The sequence below is a fragment of the Mesorhizobium sp. M0106 genome (assembly GCF_040322715.1).
Taxonomy (GTDB): Bacteria; Pseudomonadota; Alphaproteobacteria; order Rhizobiales; family Rhizobiaceae; genus Mesorhizobium.
In genome coordinates this window covers 1-16,200 of the sequence record NZ_JAMYUA010000036.1, presented here as the reverse complement: position 1 = coordinate 16,200, position 16,200 = coordinate 1, and the positions used below count along the sequence as shown (strand labels likewise).

Below are 16,200 nucleotides of genomic sequence, written 5' to 3'. Positions count from 1 at the left end.
GTCAGCGCGCCGCCTTGAACCGGCGCTCGACGAGCCGCAGCGCGAAAAGCAGCGTGTAGCCGGTCAACAGGTACATTGCCGTCACCACCAGATAGACTTCGACAATGCGGAACGTGTTGAAGTTGATCCACTGGGCGCCATAGGTGAGTTCGGGTACCGAGATGACCGACGCCACGGACGTATCCTTGAAGAGCGATATGAATGTGTTGGAAAGCGCCGGCAGGGTTATGCGCAGCATCGTCGGCAGGCGCACATCGAGCAGCCTTTGCCATGGTGTCAGGCCGATTGCCTTGCCGGCGTCGAGCTGACCGCGCGGCACCGCCTCGAGCCCCGAGCGAAACACCTCGACCAGGTAGGCGCCGCTGTAGAGCGACAGCGTGGCAATGAATGAGGTTTGCGCGCTGTAGGCAATGTCGACCACCGTCGGCAAGCCGTAGAAGACCAGATAGACGAGCAGGATCAGCGGCACGTTGCGGATGAACTCGACATACCCCGCGATGATGGTCCGCACCGCACGTCCGGCCGACACGTACCAGACCGCCAGAACGAGCCCGATGACGATGCCGATCGCGATCGAGATGACGGCCAGTTCGAGGCTTAACAGCAGTCCGCCCCAGAGCTTGTCGAAATGCCGCCAGATAAGGTTGAAGTTGAGAGTATAACCCATGCGTCCTCGTCATGGAGGGCTGTGATGAGAGAAGGCGGAAGGACGTTGTCCTTCCGCCTGCTTGCATCAAATGACCGGGAAACCGGGATGGCGCGCCGGCGGCTCCTGTCCGAAATAATCCTTGAACGCAGCGTCGTAGAGTGCCGTTTCATGGCCGAACATGGCGATGGTGAAGGTCTGGTTGACGAAGGTCAGCCAGTCGAGGTCGCCCTGCCGCAGCGCGGCACCATAAAGCATCGAGAACCAGCTCTTGCCGGCATCGAAGTATTTGTCCGGATTGCGCGAGGCGAGCCAGCGCACCGTTGACAGGTCGACCGCGGCGGCGTCGACGCGCTTCGATTCCAGGGCCTGCAGCACGTTGGCCTGCGTGTCTATCTGCATCACCTGCGACTCCGGCAGGACGATATGCACGTTAGCCTCGGCATCGACATTTTGCAGGATGGAAATCCGCGTCGCCGAACCGCCGGCAAGCAGCTTGTCGAAGGTCTTGTTTTCGGCGTTCGGAAGGGTCAGCAAGGCGATGCCTTCGACGTAGTAGGGTCGGGAGAAGTGGATCAGCTGCGAGCGCTGGGCGGTCATGGTCATGAACTGGATGGTGATGTCGACCTTGTTGGTGGTCACGTTCGGAATGCGCTGAGCCGGATCCTGCATGACGAATTCCACTTTGGTCGGATCGTCGAAAAGCCCCTTGGCGAGAATGCGACCCATGGTGATGTCCATGCCCACCAGTTCGCCGGCGTCGTTCTCGAAATGCCAGGGCGCATTGGTACTGCCGGTGCCGACGATCACCTTGCCGCGCTCGAGGACGGTGCGCAGCAGGCTGTCCGGCGCTGCCTGGGCCGCCGCTTTCTGAACGTCGACCGCGGTAGCGGCGCTCATCACTCCGGCCGTTGCAAGCCCGGCCATTCCCAGTTTCAGAAATTCACGCCTTTTGGATGTGTCGTTCACGGCGACCTCCTTTCGTGTTGAGTTCCCCTTTGGACCAGCAGTACAGGCATCAGTTGCAACTGACATCATTGTCCCTTACAAGAGACGCCTGTACTCTGTACAAGACAGATTAACATCAGGGATCGATAATGCAAGAAGGTAATGCCTTGGCCGCTCGACCGGACGCCGGTCTGGACGAAGACAAGAACTCGGGTTCTCGGGAGAAGGGCCTCAACCGGGTCCTCCAGATTTTGGAGTTTCTTCACGCGACCCAGCGCGCGATCGGCATCGGCGATCTTGCCAAGGGGGTAAACGCGCCGCGTTCGACGACTTATACGCTTGTGCGCTCGCTGGTCGACGCAGGCCTGCTGGAAATGGCCGGAGACGGCAATCGGGTCTATTTCGGAAAGAAGCTCTATCTCTACGGAATGGACTATGTGCGGGGCAACGACCTGCTCAGGCGAGGGCGCCAGGAAGTCGACCATCTGTCACGCGAGACCGGCGAGACCTCGGAGTTGTGCATGCTGCAAAGCGGCCGCTACACCATCGTCCATTCAAGCCCGGGGACGAGGCCATTCCGGATCAGCTCGGCGACCGGTCTGCAAATACCGCTCCCCTGGACAGCTTCCGGGCGACTGCTCCTCGCCGGCTTCGACAGGGCAGCGATTGAGGATATGGTCTCCGAGGACGATCTCGTGCTGCCGGACGGCCGCAGATTGCAACTCGACGATTTCATAGACGACATCGCCGTCGCCAAGTCGGCCGGCTACTGCGTCACCTCCGGCCTTGTCGATGCCTACACGAAATGCCTGGCCGCGCCGGTCTTTTCAGCGCCGGGCAGGGTCGAGGCGACGATGTGCCTGGTGGTTCCGATCGATACCTCGACCGAAAAGACCGACAACCTGATAGCGTTGTTGCGCGAGCGCGCCGCACGGCTTTCGATCGCGGCATAACCGCTTTTCCAGCAGGCCCCGCCGGCGTTCGTTCAAACAATGGCGTTCGTTCAAGCAATAATGTCTGGAATGATCTTGTCTTCCAGCGCCATCAGCCTGTCCTTCAGGAAAAGCTTCTTTTTCTTCATGCGCTGGATCTGCAGCGGGTCGCAATTCATGGCGATCATCGCATTGATGGCCGCGTCGAAATCGGCGTGTTCCTGCTTCAGCCGGGAATATTCGAGGCGGATATCTGCCTGTTCCTGATCGGACATTTTTACCGTCTGCACGTCTGCGGCGCCCAAACTATGGGCCTGATTGGGCGGGACCGGGGCTTCTTGCACCGGCGCGCAGCCCATATCACATTTCATATTGGCGTGGAATGCTACCACGCAGCATTCGACATCGGTGCGCGATGGTGGCACACTGTCATTATGCCGTCATAGAAGCGAGCCTGCGGTGGACGTGCCATGACGGCTGCAATCCGAGGAAACCATGAAAGGGAGAACCAATCATGTCTCTTGCATCCCATCTTGATGAGCTGCAGCGGAAACACGGCGACATCGAACGGGAAATCGACGATGCGATGACCCATCCATCGGTAGACGACCTCGAAATCGTGAATCTCAAGCGGCGCAAGCTGGCGCTCAAGGACGAGATTGAAAAACTGAAGGCGAAACCGACGACGCACTGAAACCCTTCCAGGACTAGAAGCGCCACCCGGCGCGCGATCTTTCCGGTGGCATGTCTCTATGCTGCCGGAAACGCCCATGGATTTGCGGTAAGCTGCCATCTTGTTGTTTCCGATTTGCTGGGCCTGCGCGCCAGTCGCCATTGACAAGCCATCTTTGCTCCTCCACCTCATGCCCGGACCTTCAAGATTAAAGGCAGCCGGCATGACCGGATATTTTTCCTCACCCTTCCCACGCCGCAGGTCGGTCGGTGTCGATGTCGGCGGCGTGATGGTCGGCGGCGGCGCGCCGGTCGTCGTCCAGTCAATGACCAACACCGATACGGCCGATGTCGACCAGACGGTCGCGCAAGTGGCGGCGCTGCATCGTGCCGGCTCCGAGATCGTGCGCATAACCGTCGATCGCGACGAAAGCGCTGCGGCCGTACCGGCCATCCGCGAGCGGCTGGAACGGCTCGGCATCGACGTGCCGCTGGTCGGCGATTTCCACTATATCGGCCACAAGCTCCTGGCCGACCACCCGGCCTGTGCCGAGGCACTGGCCAAATACCGTATCAATCCCGGCAATGTCGGCTTCAAGGACAAGAAAGACCGGCAGTTCGCGGCGATCGTCGAGATGGCGATCAAATACGACAAACCGGTGCGCATCGGCGTCAATTGGGGTTCGCTTGACCAGGAGCTGCTGACCCGGCTGATGGACGACAACCAGGCCCAGGGCTTTCCGCTGACGGCGCAGGAAGTGACGCGCGAGGCAATCGTGCAATCGGCGATCCTGTCGGCCGGAATGGCCGAAGAGATCGGCCTTGCGCGCGAGAAAATCATCCTGTCGGCCAAGGTCAGCGGCGTGCAGGATCTGATCGCCGTCTACACCGAGCTTGCCACCCGATCCGACCATGCGCTGCACCTCGGCCTGACAGAGGCCGGCATGGGCTCGAAAGGCATCGTCGCCTCGTCCGCTGCCATGGGCATCCTGCTCCAGCAAGGCATTGGCGACACCATCCGCATCTCGCTGACGCCGGAGCCGAACGGCGACCGCACGCGCGAGGTGCAGGTGTCGCAGGAACTGTTGCAGACCATGGGCTTCCGGCAGTTCGTGCCGATCGTCGCCGCCTGCCCGGGCTGCGGCCGCACAACCTCGACCGTGTTCCAGGAGCTTGCCCAGAACATCCAGGCCGACCTGCGCAAGAACATGCCGGTGTGGCGCGAACAATATCCCGGCGTCGAGAACCTCAAGGTCGCGGTGATGGGTTGCATCGTCAACGGTCCGGGCGAATCCAAACATGCCGATATCGGCATTTCGCTGCCCGGCACCGGTGAGACACCGACCGCCCCGGTGTTCGTCGACGGCAAGAAGGCGGCGACCCTGCGCGGCCCATCGATTGCCGCGGATTTCGAGAAGATGGTCGCCGACTATATCGAACGGCGGTTCGGGCAGCACGACAAAGCCGCGGCGGAGTAGTTCGATGCGGCGTTTGCTGGGCGCGGCGCTGGTTGTCATTTGCGGGCTGATCTGGGCGACAGCCGTTCAGGCCGATCCACCACGGCCCGCCAAAAAGAAGCTGATCGACCAGGTTTGCAACCTGATCGAGACGCATGCCGACCAGAACGGGCTGCCCCGGGATTTCTTTGCCCGGCTGATCTGGAAGGAAAGCCGTTTCGATCCCAATGCGGTCAGCCCCGTCGGCGCTGAGGGTATCGCCCAATTCATGCCGGGTACCGCCAAGATGCGCGGGCTCGCCAATTCCTTCGACATCGAACAGGCGATCCCGGCCTCGGCAAAATACCTCGCCGAAATGAAATCCGGTTTCGGCAATCTCGGCCTCGCCGCCGCAGCCTACAATGCCGGCGAGAGCCGGGTGACGCGCTGGCTGAATTCCGGCGGCTTCTTGCCGATGGAGACCGAAAGCTACGTTCTGGACGTCATGGGCGAGCCGGCCGACAACTTCACCAATACCGCCTACGCCGGCGTCATCCGGCCGCTCGACAAGAAGGCGAGTTTCGCTGCCGCTTGCCGCGAGCTGCCGGTGATCATGTCCAGAACCGTGCCGATGTCGTCGATCAACATCAAGCCGTGGGGCGTGCAGGTGGCCGGCAATTTTCGCCGCGCCGCGGCGCTCAACCAGTGGCTGAGAGTGAAAAGCCGGTTCCCGGCACTGCTTGCCGGCCACGATCCGGTGGTCAGCCGGGTCCGCACACCGATCGGCAGGCGCGGCATCTATGCCGTGCGGATCGGCGCCGATAGCAGAGCCAAGGCCGACACAATCTGCGACAAGCTGCAAAGCGTCGGCGGCGCCTGCATCGTGGTGCGCAACCGGTAAAGCCATATGTCGGTGCGTTTTGCGCCATTGCTGCCCATCTCGCTCCCCGTGGGCACTTCGTCCTCGATACGTGAATCATATTTTCGGTGAACCGTTAGGCAGGTCTTGCATCGTCGTCGATGCGGGGTAAGGTCCCCGCGATTTTTCGCGAAAGGGATCAGCATGGCCGGCTTCAAGACACTGGACGACATCGGCAATATCAGCGGCAAGCGTGTGCTGGTGCGTGTCGACCTCAACGTTCCCGTCACCGAGGGCAAGGTCACCGACGCCACCCGCATCGAGCGCATTGCGCCGACCATTGCCGAGCTCTCCGGCAAGGGAGCCAAGGTCATCCTGCTTGCCCATTTCGGCCGGCCCAAGGATGGACCTGCGCCGGAATTCTCGCTCGAGCCGATCGCCAAGGCGACGGCGGACGTGCTCGGCCGTCCGGTTGGCTTTGCCGCCGACTGCATCGGTGACAAGGCGGCAAATGCCGTTGCTGCCATGAATAATGGCGACGTGCTGCTGCTCGAGAACACCCGCTTCAATAAGGGCGAGGAGAAGAACGACCCGGCCTTCACCGAAAAGCTCGCCGCTAACGGCGATATCTTCGTCAACGACGCCTTCTCTGCTGCGCACCGTGCCCATTCGTCGACGGAAGGGCTGGCGCATGTGCTGCCGGCGTTCGCCGGCCGCACCATGGAGGCCGAGCTCGATGCGCTGGAAAAGGGGCTTGGCAATCCCGTCCGCCCGGTTGTCGCCATCGTCGGCGGCGCCAAAGTCTCGACCAAGATCGACCTGTTGATGAACCTGGTGAAGAAGGTCGACGCGCTGGTCATCGGCGGCGGCATGGCCAATACGTTTCTAGCGGCGCGCGGCACCGACGTCGGGAAATCCTTGTGCGAGCATGATCTCGCGACCACCGCCAAGCAGATCATGATCGAGGCGGCCGAGGCCGGCTGCGCCATCATCCTGCCCGCCGACGGCGTTGTCGCCAGGGAGTTCAAGGCCGGCGCCGCCAGCGAGACCGTCGCCATAGCAGACGTGCCGGCCGACGGCATGATCCTCGACGTAGGCGCAAAGACCGTGAAAACCATTGCCGAATGGATCGACCGCGCCGCGACGCTGGTCTGGAACGGGCCGCTCGGCGCCTTCGAGATCGAGCCGTTCGACCATGCAACGGTGGCGACGGCCAGGCACGCGGCAGCGCGCACCAAGGCCGGCAGACTGATCTCGGTCGCTGGCGGAGGCGACACGGTGGCGGCGCTCAATCATGTCGGCGTCAGCGATGATTTCACTTATGTCTCGACGGCCGGCGGCGCTTTCCTCGAATGGATGGAAGGCAAGCCCTTGCCCGGCGTCGACGTCTTGAAGCGCTGAGCGCGGCCGCAAGAGCAGCGCGAAGGAGTGCGCCCGCGACTTTCAATCGATTCGCGCTTGTTTGACGAAATGGTTCGACTTGAACCTGCGTTGCTCTGGTGGTCTGCTGGGCGCGTATCAATTCTTTCAGGAGAAGCACGATGAGCGAACGTCTCGAGGACATTGCCGCCGCGATGGTGGCCAATGGCAAGGGCCTGCTGGCCGCCGACGAGAGCTCCGGCACCATCAAGAAGCGCTTCGACGTCATCGGTGTCGAGTCGACCGCCGACAGTCGCCGCGACTATCGCGAGATGATGTTCCGCGCCAGCGATGCAATGACCAAGTACATTTCCGGCGTCATCCTCTACGACGAGACCATTCACCAGAAGGCCGCCGACGGCACACCGCTGGTCGACATCATCAAGGCATCAGGCGCCATCCCCGGCATCAAGGTCGACGCCGGCGCCAAGCCGCTGGCCGGCTTCCCCGGCGACACCGTCACCGAGGGCCTCGACGGCCTGCGCGAACGCCTTGCCGAATACTACAAGCTCGGCGCCCGCTTCGCCAAATGGCGCGCGGTGATCGACATCGATGTTGCCAAGGGCGTGCCTTCCGCCACCTCGATCGGCTCGAACGCCCATGCGCTCGCCCGTTACGCCGCGCTTTGCCAGGAGGCCGGCATCGTGCCGATCGTCGAGCCGGAGGTGCTGATGGACGGCGCCCACGACATCGACACCTGCTACGAGATCAGCAAGGCGACACTGACAAAGTTGTACACCGAGCTCTATGCGGCCCGCGTCGTGCTCGAAGGCACCATCCTGAAGCCGAACATGGTGCTGGCCGGCAAGAAATCAGGCAAGGTCAGCAGCCCCGAGGAAGTCGCCGAAAAGACCATAAAACTGTTCCGCGAGACGGTGCCGGCCGCGATCGGAGGCATCGCCTTCCTGTCAGGCGGACAAACGGACGAGCAGGCGACCGCCAACCTCAATGCCATCAACGCTATCGGCCCGCATCCGTGGAAGCTGACCTTCTCCTACGGCCGCGCCTTGCAGGCCGCTCCGCAGAAGGCCTGGAGCGGCAAGCCGGCGAACGTCGCCGCCGCGCAGGCCGCCTTCGCCCATCGCGCCCACATGAACCATCTGGCAGCGCTTGGACAATGGCAGCCGACGCTGGAGCAAGCCGCCTGACGGAATTCAGGTTGCGTTCCCTCCGACCCGGGCCATGTGCCCGGGTTTGTTTGAAAGCAGCAAGGTCTGCGATTTCCTGCAACTGAAATGCAGCTCTGTGTCGGCATTCCTCGCTGCCGATCGTCCTCCGTGAAAAGAGGAGCAGACCTATGCCAAACAACAAGACCGTATCGCAGGAAAAATGGTTTCAGGCGCACAAGGCGCATCTGGCGCGCGAAAAGGAATTGACGCGCTTTCGCGACCGCGTCGCCGCCGAACGCCGCGAACTGCCGTGGCTGAAGATCCGCAAGGACTACGTCTTCGAGACCGAGCAAGGGCCAAAGAAACTGCCCGACCTGTTCGGCGGCAACAGCCAGCTGATCGTCTACCATTTCATGTTCGGGCCGGGCGCCGATTATCGCTGCGAGGGCTGCTCATTTCTTGCCGACCACATCGACGGCGCCAACCAGCATCTCAGGCATCACGATGTCTCACTTGTCGTGGTAGCGCGCGCGCCACTGGCTGAATTGCTGCCCTACAAGCAGCGCATGGGCTGGAAATTCGACTGGGTGTCGTCCTACGCTTCGGACTTCAACTTCGACATGCAGGTGTCATTCACCGACAAGCAGATCGCGGCCGGCGACACGACCTACAATTTCGAGCAGCGCGCGCTGAGATCGAAAGACCTTCCCGGCACCAGCGTGTTCTATCGCGACGAGAAAGGCGACATCTTCCTGACTTTCATCTCGCGCTCCAGAGGCGGCGATCCGCTGATCGGCGCCTATCACTATCTCGACCTGACGCCGAAAGGCCGCAACGAAACTGGCCCGCATCATAGCCTCGGCGACTGGGTGCGGCTGCACGACGAGTATGAAGACCGATCCGGAACACATGACTGCTGCCATTGAGGCGACAAGGGTGTCGCTGCAAGGTCGTTCACCTTCAGTGCAACATGCGCTAAGTGCTGTTCGCTATGCCCTAAAAGGGACTTGCCATGCGGCGCTTTCCGACCCTTCTCACCTGGCTCGCCTTTCCGGTTTATGTCTGGCAAGGACTTGGCGTGCGTCGCCGCACCGCCCGCATGCTGCCGGCACAAGGTCCGGTCATGCACGAGATATCTGGCCTGGCGCCAGCAATCTCGGTTCTGGTGCTTGGCGATTCCTCCGCCGCCTCGGTCGGCATCGGCAATTCCGAAAACGGATTGGCCGCGCAACTGGCAGTTCTGATTGCGCAACGCACCGGCCGCACCGTGCGCTGGCGGGCGGCCGGCTTCAACTCGGCAACCTCTGGCCAGATCCGCGATCATGTGCTGCCCAATCTATCGGCCGATCCGTGGACGCATATCGTGCTGGCCATCGGTACCAACGACACCAAGAATTTTCATTCCGTACCGCGCTTCAAGCGCGAGTTTGGCGGCCTGCTCTACGCGCTGCGCGCCAAATGGCCGGAAGCGCGCGTGGTGTGGTCGCCGGTGCTGGAGTTCACCCGGGCTCCGGCAATGCCGCCATTGCTCGGCAAGATCCTCGAAATCCGCGCCGTCGAGGTGAACCGGATGGCGAGCGCCTTTGCCTCGAACGCGGCGCCATACCGGCGCCCCGGCTGCCGATCACGGATGCCGATGCCGGCTTCGCATCGGATGGATTTCACGCTTCGGAAGCCGGCTACCGAGCCTGGGCGGAACATCTGGTCAGCGTGGTGCTCGCCAACGAACCGGGCGTCGCGTAGCGGGCCGCCCGCACTAAAGCGCGTCGCGTTCGATTGGTCTCATCCGACGCGCTTCAGGTTCTTGTTTTTATGCATGTCGTTGTCGCAAAACCGCTGCACAATTTTGCGCGACATGCATTACGTCCAGTGCCCGAGCACCGCCGTAATCGAAATCGCCGCCATCGCCAGCAGCGCCAGCTTCCAGAAATCGCTGCGCCGCTTCAGCCCGGGCCAGCCGAGCGGCTTGATGAGCTGGATGACCATCATGAAGATGATGACGAGCGCGAGAAGTTTCGACATGCAGCCTTTGATCAGCATCGCGGCTGGCTGTCAAAGCGGCTCCGGGATCGCCGGCTTCCACTGCGGCAAGCCTCTTTTCAGCACTGCCTTGTCACTTCGATGGATAAATCGGAACGCCGGTCATGAGAGCCGCACCCTCCTGACAGGCTGCTGTCAGCAGGGGTGTGCGATAGTGCCTGCATCGAAAGAGAGGAGACCAGCCATGAACGGTATTACCATTCTGCGTAGCGTGCAGCACTATGTCGGCAAGATCCGGACGATCCGCAATGAGATCCGCACCCAGCGATTCATGAACACCCTGCCGGCGGACATCCGCAAGGATATTGGTTGGCCGGACATGTATGGCGACCGCCGCAATGGCGGCAATTGAGGCAAGCTTTCCGCGTGGCGTTTGGATGCGACCTGGCGACGAGCTGAAATGGGCATGCTGAAGCCTCCTGACAGTATGGTGTCAGGAGGCTCGTGCCATAGTGCAATGGCCGCCGGAGCCGGATGGCCGAGAGGACGATCGATGAAAAGCTGGAACGACAGGCTGAACACGCTTGGCATCAACGGCATAACACCGTCGCCACGCACCATCGGCGACGTCGTCGAAGGCCAGCCGATGCTGGTTCCTACAGCTCGCCAGGTCCACGCATTCATCCGCTCTATCCCCGAAGGCATGGACATGAATATCCGCGCTTTGCGCACCGCTCTCGCCATCGAGCACGGTGCCGAGATGACATGTCCGGTCACCATCGGCTATCATCTGCGCACCGTCGCCGAGGCCGCCAACGAGGATCTTGAGCGTGGTATGGCGCTGGGCGATGTTGCGCCGTTCTGGCGGGTGGTCGACGCAAGCACGCCGACAACGAAGAAACTGTCCTTCGGCGCGGCCTTCGTCGCGCAGCGCAAGCGCGAAGGGCTGGAACGATAGACGCCGAGGGACCATACGATGCGCCGCGCCGACAGGCTCTTCCAAATCGTGCAGCATCTGCGTGGTGGTCGTCTGGTCACCGCCCAGAAGCTGGGCACGTGGCTCGAGGTTTCCGAGCGGACGATCTATCGCGACATCGCAGACCTGCAGTCGACCGGCGTGCCGATCGACGGCGAGGCCGGTGTCGGCTACATGATGAGGGAGGGTTTCGACCTTCCGCCGCTGATGTTCACGCGTGACGAGATCGTCGCGCTGGTCGCCGGCGCCCGCATGGTGCGCGCCTTTGGTGGCGCGGCCATGGCGCGAGCCGCCGACGAGGCGCTGGTCAAGATAGGCGCCGTGTTGCCCGACGCCGAAAAGGACCGCATCGCCCGTACCGAGATCCACACGCCGATGTGGGTGGTAAGCGATGCCGCCCGCGAAGCCATCGACCTGATCGAGCGGTCCATCGAGAAACGTCAGGTGCTGACCATCGACTATTCGGATGAGGCCGGCCGCAGCACCGCGCGCGACATCCGCCCGCTCGGCCTGTGGTTCTGGGGCAAGGTGTGGACCTTGGTCGCCTGGTGTGAGATGCGCGGCGATTTCCGCGCCTTCCGCATCGACCGCATCGCTTCGGTGGTCATCGCCGGCCGCACCTTCAAGCCGGAGCGCGGCAAGCAGCTCGCCGATTTCTATCGCGCGGTGGAGCGCAGCGAGGATTACGGCATGGCGCCGGACCGGGCGGCGCGAAGCTGACACGGAAGATCACAAAAAAGCCCGCTTGAAAGCGGGCTTTTTGTTTTGGATGCCAGACCTATTCCTCTTCGTCGGCGTCCTTGTCCTTCGACTTCAGCGCTGAAAGCTTGGCGAAGACGGCGTTGGCGTCAAGTTCGCGGTCCTCGTCCTTCGGCTTTTCGGGCGCCGGCACCAGCCGTTCGGTCAAGGCGGCCGGCAGCAGCGTATCGCCGACCGGCTGCGCCTGCTCGCGGCCGCGCGAGGCGCGGTTGATTTCCATATCGAGGTCGATCTGCGACGTCAGGCCGAGCGTCACCGGATCCATCGGCTGGAGATTGGCGGAGTTCCAGTGCTTTCTGTCGCGGATCTGGTCGATCGTCGACTTCGTTGTGCCGACAAGGCGGGCAATCTGCGCATCCTTGAGCTCGGGATGGTTGCGCACCAGCCAGAGGATGGCGTTGGGCCGGTCCTGGCGCTTCGACAGCGGCGTGTAGCGCGGACCCTTGCGTTTGGATTCCGGCACCCGCACCTTGGGATCCGAGAGCTTCAGCCGGTGGTTCGCGTCCTTCTCGGCGCGCGCGATCTCGTCGCGAGTGAGCTGGCCGGTCATGATCGGGTCCATGCCCTTGATGCCTTGCGCCGACTCGCCGTCGGCGATCGCCTTGACCTCAAGCGGATGCAGTCCGCAGAACTGCGCGATCTGCTCGAAGGAAAGCGCTGTGTTGTCAACCAGCCAGACGGCGGTCGCCTTTGGCATCAGCAGCGTATTGGCCATTACAAAAATCCTTCTCGTTCGCCCGCGTTCCCGCGCGGGCGGTGGTTTAGAGCCACCAAAATGGGAAAATCGCGGTCTATATAACCGCTCGCTCGCCGTTTCGCAATGTTTTTGGCAGGCGCGCGTCAAGGACGGCACGGCAGCGCGACCAGCAGACCGCGAAGGGTCGGCAGATGACGCCATGCAGTCGAAAGCTTCAAAAAGACAAAGCCCGCCAGACCAAGGTCGGGCGGGCTCGGAACCGGCGACGGAAATCCGTCTGCTGCGGCTCTGGCTTCTAAAGCTTGATCCCGAACCGCGGCTCGGCGTTGCCGAAAAGCAGCGCCCGGTCTTCGAGCGGGATCGTGCTCGAGATTAAAGCCCTTTGCGGGCGATTCTCTCGATGTCGCCGCGGTTGATGCCGAGGTCGTTGAGCTGACGAGCATTCAGCCGGTTCAGTTCGCGCACGGTTTCGTTGTACATGCGCCAGTTACGGAAAGCGCGGATCGGGTTCATGATAGTCCTCCATCGTTTTGATGCCGCGTAAATAGGCATCGGCGATGAAAAATTGAACAGACGCTTTTGCATGGCCGCAATGCGTTTGTTGCATTGCACCATTAAGCTTTCGTTCAGCCTGTTTGCGGGCCGTCAGGCGACATCGAGCACAATCTTGCCGATGTGCTCACCCTCCTCCATCCGCTCATGCGCCCGCCACGCTTCCTTGAGCGGGAAGATCGTATCCATCACCGGCGCAACCTTGCGCGTGCCGAGCAGCGGCCAAACCTGCGCCTCCAGCGCAGCCGCAACTGCCGCCTTGAACTCCACGGTGCGTGGCCTGAGCAGCGATCCTGTGTGCACGAGCCGCTTGGCCATGATCTTGAAGAAATCGGCGCTCGCCACCGCCCCGCCCTGCGTCGCGATCTGGACGATGCGGCCTTCCATGGCTGCAGCCTCATAGTTTCGCGCCACATAGTCGCCGCCGACCATGTCGAGGATGACATTGGCACCCTTGCCGCCGGTTGCCTCCTTGACTGCGGCGACGAAGTCCTCCTCGCGGTAGTTGATCGCCCGGTCGGCGCCGAGCTTGAGGCAGGCGTCGCATTTCTCCTTGCTGCCGGCGGTGGTGACGACATAGGCGCCGAAAGCGGCAGCAAGCTGGATCGCCGTGGTGCCGATACCCGACGAGCCGCCATGCACGAGCAGGGTCTCGCCGCTCTTCAGGCCGCCGCGCTCGAAGACATTGTGCCAAACAGTGAAGTAGTTTTCCGGCAGCGCCGCCGCTTCGGTGTAGGTAAAGCCGGCGGGCAGCGGCAGCACGCTGCCGGCGTGCACTCTGACATATTCGGCATAGCCGCCGCCCGCCGTCAGCGCACAGACCCGGTCGCCGACGCGCCAGCGCGATATCTCGTCACCAAGGGCAGCGACTTCGCCTGCTGCTTCCAGGCCCGGCAGATCCGACGCTCCCGGCGGTGGCGGATAGGCGCCCTTGCGCTGTTGCACGTCCGGCCGGTTGACGCCGGCGGCGCGCACCCGGATCAGGATCTCGCCGGGACCGGGAACCGGTACGTCGCGGGTTTCCGCTTTCAGCACCCGCGGCCCGCCCGGTTCCGATATGGCGATCGCCATCATCTTCGCCGGAATTTTCTGTGCGTTCGCCATGAATTTTCCCGTCGTGCTCCGCCGGTTTCTCGTGCCAGCTCTTGCCCGCCATTTGCATCCATACCCTTGCCCTATGTATGCTCATTGGCAAATCAGGCAAATGGGCAATCACGGAGGAGCGACGATGGCGATCTTCGACGACGAACCCAAGAAGAAAGCGCGCCCGCACGAGATCGGGCAGGATCTGTCGCTGCTTTCCGTCGATGAATTGTCCGAACGGATCGGCATCCTGCGCGACGAGATCGCCCGGCTGGAAGCCGAGCTCAAGACCAAGGGCTCGACCAAGTCGGCGGCAGAGGCGCTGTTTCGCCGCGGGTAGTTACTGCGGGTAATTCCAAAAGCTCGGGCACGCCGCCGAAAAGCCCGAATGCCGCTGTCTCCAGACTTGTGCCCTAACCCCCAGCCGGATTGAAAAATGTTCGCAAGCTACAGACCGATCCTCTCGCTGCTGCGCGGCACCGCGTTCCTGTTGGCGGCATCCGGACTGCACGGTCTGCTGTTGCCGCTGCGCGGCCAGGTGGAGGGCTTCTCGACGGCATCGCTCGGCCTGATGGGCACGGCTTGGGCCGGCGGCTTCGTCACCGGCTGCTTCTTTGCGCCACGCATCGTGCGCCGCGCCGGTCATGTCAGGGCTTTCGGCGCCTTTGCCGCATCGGGAGCGATCGTCGCACTGCTCACCGGCCTGATCATCGACGAATATACCTGGATCCTGCTGCGCGCCTTCACCGGCTTCACCATGGCCGGCGCCTTCATGGTCATCGAAAGCTGGCTCAACGAGAAGGCCACCAACGAAAACCGCGGCACCGTCTTCGGCCTCTACATGATGGTCACCTATGCCTCGATCATGGGCGGTCAGATGATCGTTGCCGGCGGCGATGTGAGATCGGCGTCGCTGTTCATGATCACCGGCATTCTGTTCTGCCTGTCGCTGATCCCGACGGCGGTCTCGACGGCGTCTCACCCCAAGCCGCTGCAGGACGTGTCGCTTGACGTCAAGGGGCTCTACGTCAATTCGCCGGTGTCGGCGATCGCTTGCGTGCTGATCGGCATCGCCAACGGCGCCTGGGGTACACTTGGTGCCGTCTATGGAGCGCGCATCGGCATCTCGACAGCCGAGATCGCGCTGATGATGAGCCTCGTGGTCATCGCCGGCGCTGCCATGCAGCTTCCGGCCGGGCGGCTCTCCGACACGACGGACCGTCGTTTCGTGCTGGCGGGCGCGGCCTTCGGCGCTGCGCTGTTTGCCATCGCCATCTTCCTGTTCGAACCGCGCTCCGGCGTCTTCGTCATCGTCTGCACCGCCGCCTACGGCGCCTTCGCCTACACGCTCTATTCGATCGCGGTGGCGCATGCCAATGACCATGCGCGATCGGAGGACTTTGTCAAAGTGTCGGGCGGCCTGCTGCTGCTTTATGGCTTCGGCACGATGATCGGTCCGCTGGTGGCCGCCGGCCTGATGGGCTGGATGCGCCCTGAGGGGCTGTTCCTGGCCACTGCGCTCGCGCATCTCAGCCTGGCTGGCTATACGCTGCTGCGCATCAGCCGTCGCGCGCCGGTGCCGATCGAAGGCCGCGATGCCTTCAAGACCCAGCCCGCCGATCGCTCGGTGACGCCGGAAGCGTTGCGGCTCGACCCGCGTAGAAAAGCTGAAGCCGACAGTTGAGATTCGAGGCGCTTTGCCCCACAAATAAGGCATGATGCTTTCCGACGCCTTCATGGCGATTGCCGATCCCAACCGGCGCCATCTCTTGGAAGAGCTCCGGCGCGGACCGAAGACCGTCAACGAATTGGCATCCGGCTTGCCGGTGTCCCGCCCGGCCGTTTCGCAGCACCTGAAGGTGCTGCTTGATGCGGGGTTGGTCAACGCCAAGCCGGAAGGCACCAGGCGCGTCTATACGGTCAGCAATGCCGGCTTCCTGAAGCTCAACATCTGGCTTGACCAGTTCTGGGATGCGGAGCAGCTCGGTTCACCCGGAAGCTGAGAGGCATCGTCAGCGCGTCGAGCAACTATGCAGCATCGGGCCTAGAGTATCCGTGTTGGTCAAGGGAGAGATGGTGTCCAGGTCCGATTGTCCCTGAGTAGTGCGTTTGCGAGGATGATGAGCTTTCGC

Annotated in this window: 19 protein-coding genes and 1 pseudogene; 14 read left to right on the top strand and 6 right to left on the bottom strand. The window is 62.4% G+C overall.

Features of this window, described 5'->3' with window-relative positions; all coding sequences use genetic code 11:
* Position 1 precedes the first annotated feature (1 nt).
* Together NKJ55_RS26690 and NKJ55_RS26685 are read right to left on the bottom strand one after the other, a co-directional pair.
* Positions 2-667, bottom strand: a complete 666-nt coding sequence (locus NKJ55_RS26690) for an amino acid ABC transporter permease (RefSeq protein WP_023678477.1) — start codon at positions 665-667, stop codon at positions 2-4.
* A gap of 66 nt (positions 668-733) precedes the next feature.
* Positions 734-1,615: a transporter substrate-binding protein gene (locus NKJ55_RS26685; protein WP_031212143.1), complete on the bottom strand. Its 882-nt coding sequence runs from the start codon at positions 1,613-1,615 to the stop codon at positions 734-736.
* 128 nt (positions 1,616-1,743) lie between these two features.
* Between NKJ55_RS26685 and NKJ55_RS26680 the strand changes: the two genes are divergently transcribed.
* Positions 1,744-2,547, top strand: coding sequence for an IclR family transcriptional regulator (locus NKJ55_RS26680; RefSeq protein ID WP_352452484.1), 804 nt, complete (start codon positions 1,744-1,746; stop codon positions 2,545-2,547).
* 50 nt (positions 2,548-2,597) lie between these two features.
* Here the strand turns inward: NKJ55_RS26680 and NKJ55_RS26675 are convergent, their stop codons facing one another.
* The gene (locus NKJ55_RS26675; protein ID WP_023678480.1) at positions 2,598-2,801 is read right to left on the bottom strand and encodes a YdcH family protein; all 204 of its coding nucleotides are present in this window, start codon (positions 2,799-2,801) and stop codon (positions 2,598-2,600) included.
* A 239-nt stretch (positions 2,802-3,040) separates the two neighbouring features.
* On the opposite strand from NKJ55_RS26675, the gene NKJ55_RS26670 reads away from it, so the two are divergent.
* The 9 genes and pseudogenes from NKJ55_RS26670 (at position 3,041) to NKJ55_RS26630 (ending at position 11,697) form a co-directional block, all read left to right on the top strand.
* Entirely contained in the window at positions 3,041-3,220 is a 180-nt protein-coding gene (locus NKJ55_RS26670; RefSeq protein WP_023678481.1) for a YdcH family protein, read from the top strand.
* Between the two features lie 202 nt (positions 3,221-3,422).
* Positions 3,423-4,676 carry a flavodoxin-dependent (E)-4-hydroxy-3-methylbut-2-enyl-diphosphate synthase gene (gene ispG / locus NKJ55_RS26665; protein ID WP_352452483.1) on the top strand — a complete coding sequence of 418 codons (1,254 nt, stop codon included), beginning with the start codon at positions 3,423-3,425 and terminating at the stop codon, positions 4,674-4,676.
* Between the two features lie 4 nt (positions 4,677-4,680).
* On the top strand, positions 4,681-5,535 hold the full coding sequence (locus NKJ55_RS26660) for a transglycosylase SLT domain-containing protein (RefSeq protein ID WP_352452482.1): 855 nt from the start codon (positions 4,681-4,683) through the stop codon (positions 5,533-5,535).
* A gap of 162 nt (positions 5,536-5,697) precedes the next feature.
* Positions 5,698-6,894, top strand: coding sequence for a phosphoglycerate kinase (locus NKJ55_RS26655; RefSeq protein ID WP_352452481.1), 1,197 nt, complete (start codon positions 5,698-5,700; stop codon positions 6,892-6,894).
* Between the two features lie 140 nt (positions 6,895-7,034).
* Positions 7,035-8,060 carry a class I fructose-bisphosphate aldolase gene (locus NKJ55_RS26650; RefSeq protein WP_352452480.1) on the top strand — a complete coding sequence of 342 codons (1,026 nt, stop codon included), beginning with the start codon at positions 7,035-7,037 and terminating at the stop codon, positions 8,058-8,060.
* Between the two features lie 149 nt (positions 8,061-8,209).
* Complete coding sequence (locus NKJ55_RS26645) at positions 8,210-8,947, top strand: DUF899 domain-containing protein (protein ID WP_352452479.1); 738 nt, start codon at positions 8,210-8,212, stop codon at positions 8,945-8,947.
* 86 nt (positions 8,948-9,033) lie between these two features.
* Positions 9,034-9,764 (top strand): annotated as a pseudogene (locus NKJ55_RS26640) (SGNH/GDSL hydrolase family protein).
* A gap of 790 nt (positions 9,765-10,554) precedes the next feature.
* Positions 10,555-10,959: a hypothetical protein gene (locus tag NKJ55_RS26635; protein ID WP_352452478.1), complete on the top strand. Its 405-nt coding sequence runs from the start codon at positions 10,555-10,557 to the stop codon at positions 10,957-10,959.
* An 18-nt stretch (positions 10,960-10,977) separates the two neighbouring features.
* Positions 10,978-11,697, top strand: a complete 720-nt coding sequence (locus NKJ55_RS26630) for a helix-turn-helix transcriptional regulator (protein WP_023678491.1) — start codon at positions 10,978-10,980, stop codon at positions 11,695-11,697.
* 58 nt (positions 11,698-11,755) lie between these two features.
* Here the strand turns inward: NKJ55_RS26630 and NKJ55_RS26625 are convergent, their stop codons facing one another.
* Positions 11,756-12,451 carry a DUF1013 domain-containing protein gene (locus NKJ55_RS26625; protein WP_023678492.1) on the bottom strand — a complete coding sequence of 232 codons (696 nt, stop codon included), beginning with the start codon at positions 12,449-12,451 and terminating at the stop codon, positions 11,756-11,758.
* Here NKJ55_RS26625 and NKJ55_RS26620 point away from each other — a divergent pair.
* The gene (locus tag NKJ55_RS26620; protein WP_352452477.1) at positions 12,444-12,809 is read left to right on the top strand and encodes a hypothetical protein; all 366 of its coding nucleotides are present in this window, start codon (positions 12,444-12,446) and stop codon (positions 12,807-12,809) included. The genes NKJ55_RS26625 and NKJ55_RS26620 overlap by 8 nt on opposite strands.
* On the opposite strand, the gene NKJ55_RS26615 is transcribed toward NKJ55_RS26620, so the two are convergent.
* Both NKJ55_RS26615 and NKJ55_RS26610 read right to left on the bottom strand, forming a co-directional pair.
* On the bottom strand, positions 12,806-12,946 hold the full coding sequence (locus NKJ55_RS26615) for a DUF1127 domain-containing protein (protein WP_023678493.1): 141 nt from the start codon (positions 12,944-12,946) through the stop codon (positions 12,806-12,808). The two genes, NKJ55_RS26620 and NKJ55_RS26615, sit on opposite strands and share 4 nt — an antisense overlap.
* Positions 12,947-13,078: 132 nt before the next feature.
* Complete coding sequence (locus tag NKJ55_RS26610; RefSeq protein WP_352452476.1) at positions 13,079-14,089, bottom strand: NAD(P)H-quinone oxidoreductase; 1,011 nt, start codon at positions 14,087-14,089, stop codon at positions 13,079-13,081.
* 124 nt (positions 14,090-14,213) lie between these two features.
* Between NKJ55_RS26610 and NKJ55_RS26605 the strand changes: the two genes are divergently transcribed.
* From NKJ55_RS26605 to NKJ55_RS26595, 3 genes are all read left to right on the top strand, one after another.
* The gene (locus tag NKJ55_RS26605; protein WP_023678495.1) at positions 14,214-14,408 is read left to right on the top strand and encodes a DUF1192 domain-containing protein; all 195 of its coding nucleotides are present in this window, start codon (positions 14,214-14,216) and stop codon (positions 14,406-14,408) included.
* A 96-nt stretch (positions 14,409-14,504) separates the two neighbouring features.
* Positions 14,505-15,752 (top strand): MFS transporter, encoded by a 1,248-nt coding sequence (locus NKJ55_RS26600; protein WP_023678496.1) that lies wholly within the window; start codon positions 14,505-14,507, stop codon positions 15,750-15,752.
* 31 nt (positions 15,753-15,783) lie between these two features.
* Positions 15,784-16,071: an ArsR/SmtB family transcription factor gene (locus tag NKJ55_RS26595; RefSeq protein WP_023678497.1), complete on the top strand. Its 288-nt coding sequence runs from the start codon at positions 15,784-15,786 to the stop codon at positions 16,069-16,071.
* Positions 16,072-16,200: the final 129 nt, after the last annotated feature.

What these genes read in the sequence shown, in the direction of transcription:
- NKJ55_RS26645 (WP_352452479.1), top strand. Translation starts at nt 8,210, where the DNA reads ATGCCAAACAACAAGACCGTATCGCAGGAAAAATGGTTTCAGGCGCAC.
- ispG (WP_352452483.1), top strand. Translation starts at nt 3,423, where the DNA reads ATGACCGGATATTTTTCCTCACCCTTCCCACGCCGCAGGTCGGTCGGT.
- NKJ55_RS26600 (WP_023678496.1), top strand. Translation starts at nt 14,505, where the DNA reads ATGTTCGCAAGCTACAGACCGATCCTCTCGCTGCTGCGCGGCACCGCG.
- NKJ55_RS26595 (WP_023678497.1), top strand. Translation starts at nt 15,784, where the DNA reads ATGATGCTTTCCGACGCCTTCATGGCGATTGCCGATCCCAACCGGCGC.
- NKJ55_RS26630 (WP_023678491.1), top strand. Translation starts at nt 10,978, where the DNA reads ATGCGCCGCGCCGACAGGCTCTTCCAAATCGTGCAGCATCTGCGTGGT.
- NKJ55_RS26610 (WP_352452476.1), bottom strand. Translation starts at nt 14,089, where the DNA reads ATGGCGAACGCACAGAAAATTCCGGCGAAGATGATGGCGATCGCCATA.
- NKJ55_RS26615 (WP_023678493.1), bottom strand. Translation starts at nt 12,946, where the DNA reads ATGAACCCGATCCGCGCTTTCCGTAACTGGCGCATGTACAACGAAACC.
- NKJ55_RS26605 (WP_023678495.1), top strand. Translation starts at nt 14,214, where the DNA reads ATGGCGATCTTCGACGACGAACCCAAGAAGAAAGCGCGCCCGCACGAG.
- NKJ55_RS26650 (WP_352452480.1), top strand. Translation starts at nt 7,035, where the DNA reads ATGAGCGAACGTCTCGAGGACATTGCCGCCGCGATGGTGGCCAATGGC.
- NKJ55_RS26635 (WP_352452478.1), top strand. Translation starts at nt 10,555, where the DNA reads ATGAAAAGCTGGAACGACAGGCTGAACACGCTTGGCATCAACGGCATA.
- NKJ55_RS26655 (WP_352452481.1), top strand. Translation starts at nt 5,698, where the DNA reads ATGGCCGGCTTCAAGACACTGGACGACATCGGCAATATCAGCGGCAAG.
- NKJ55_RS26675 (WP_023678480.1), bottom strand. Translation starts at nt 2,801, where the DNA reads ATGTCCGATCAGGAACAGGCAGATATCCGCCTCGAATATTCCCGGCTG.
- NKJ55_RS26660 (WP_352452482.1), top strand. Translation starts at nt 4,681, where the DNA reads ATGCGGCGTTTGCTGGGCGCGGCGCTGGTTGTCATTTGCGGGCTGATC.
- NKJ55_RS26670 (WP_023678481.1), top strand. Translation starts at nt 3,041, where the DNA reads ATGTCTCTTGCATCCCATCTTGATGAGCTGCAGCGGAAACACGGCGAC.
- NKJ55_RS26625 (WP_023678492.1), bottom strand. Translation starts at nt 12,451, where the DNA reads ATGGCCAATACGCTGCTGATGCCAAAGGCGACCGCCGTCTGGCTGGTT.
- NKJ55_RS26680 (WP_352452484.1), top strand. Translation starts at nt 1,744, where the DNA reads ATGCAAGAAGGTAATGCCTTGGCCGCTCGACCGGACGCCGGTCTGGAC.
- NKJ55_RS26690 (WP_023678477.1), bottom strand. Translation starts at nt 667, where the DNA reads ATGGGTTATACTCTCAACTTCAACCTTATCTGGCGGCATTTCGACAAG.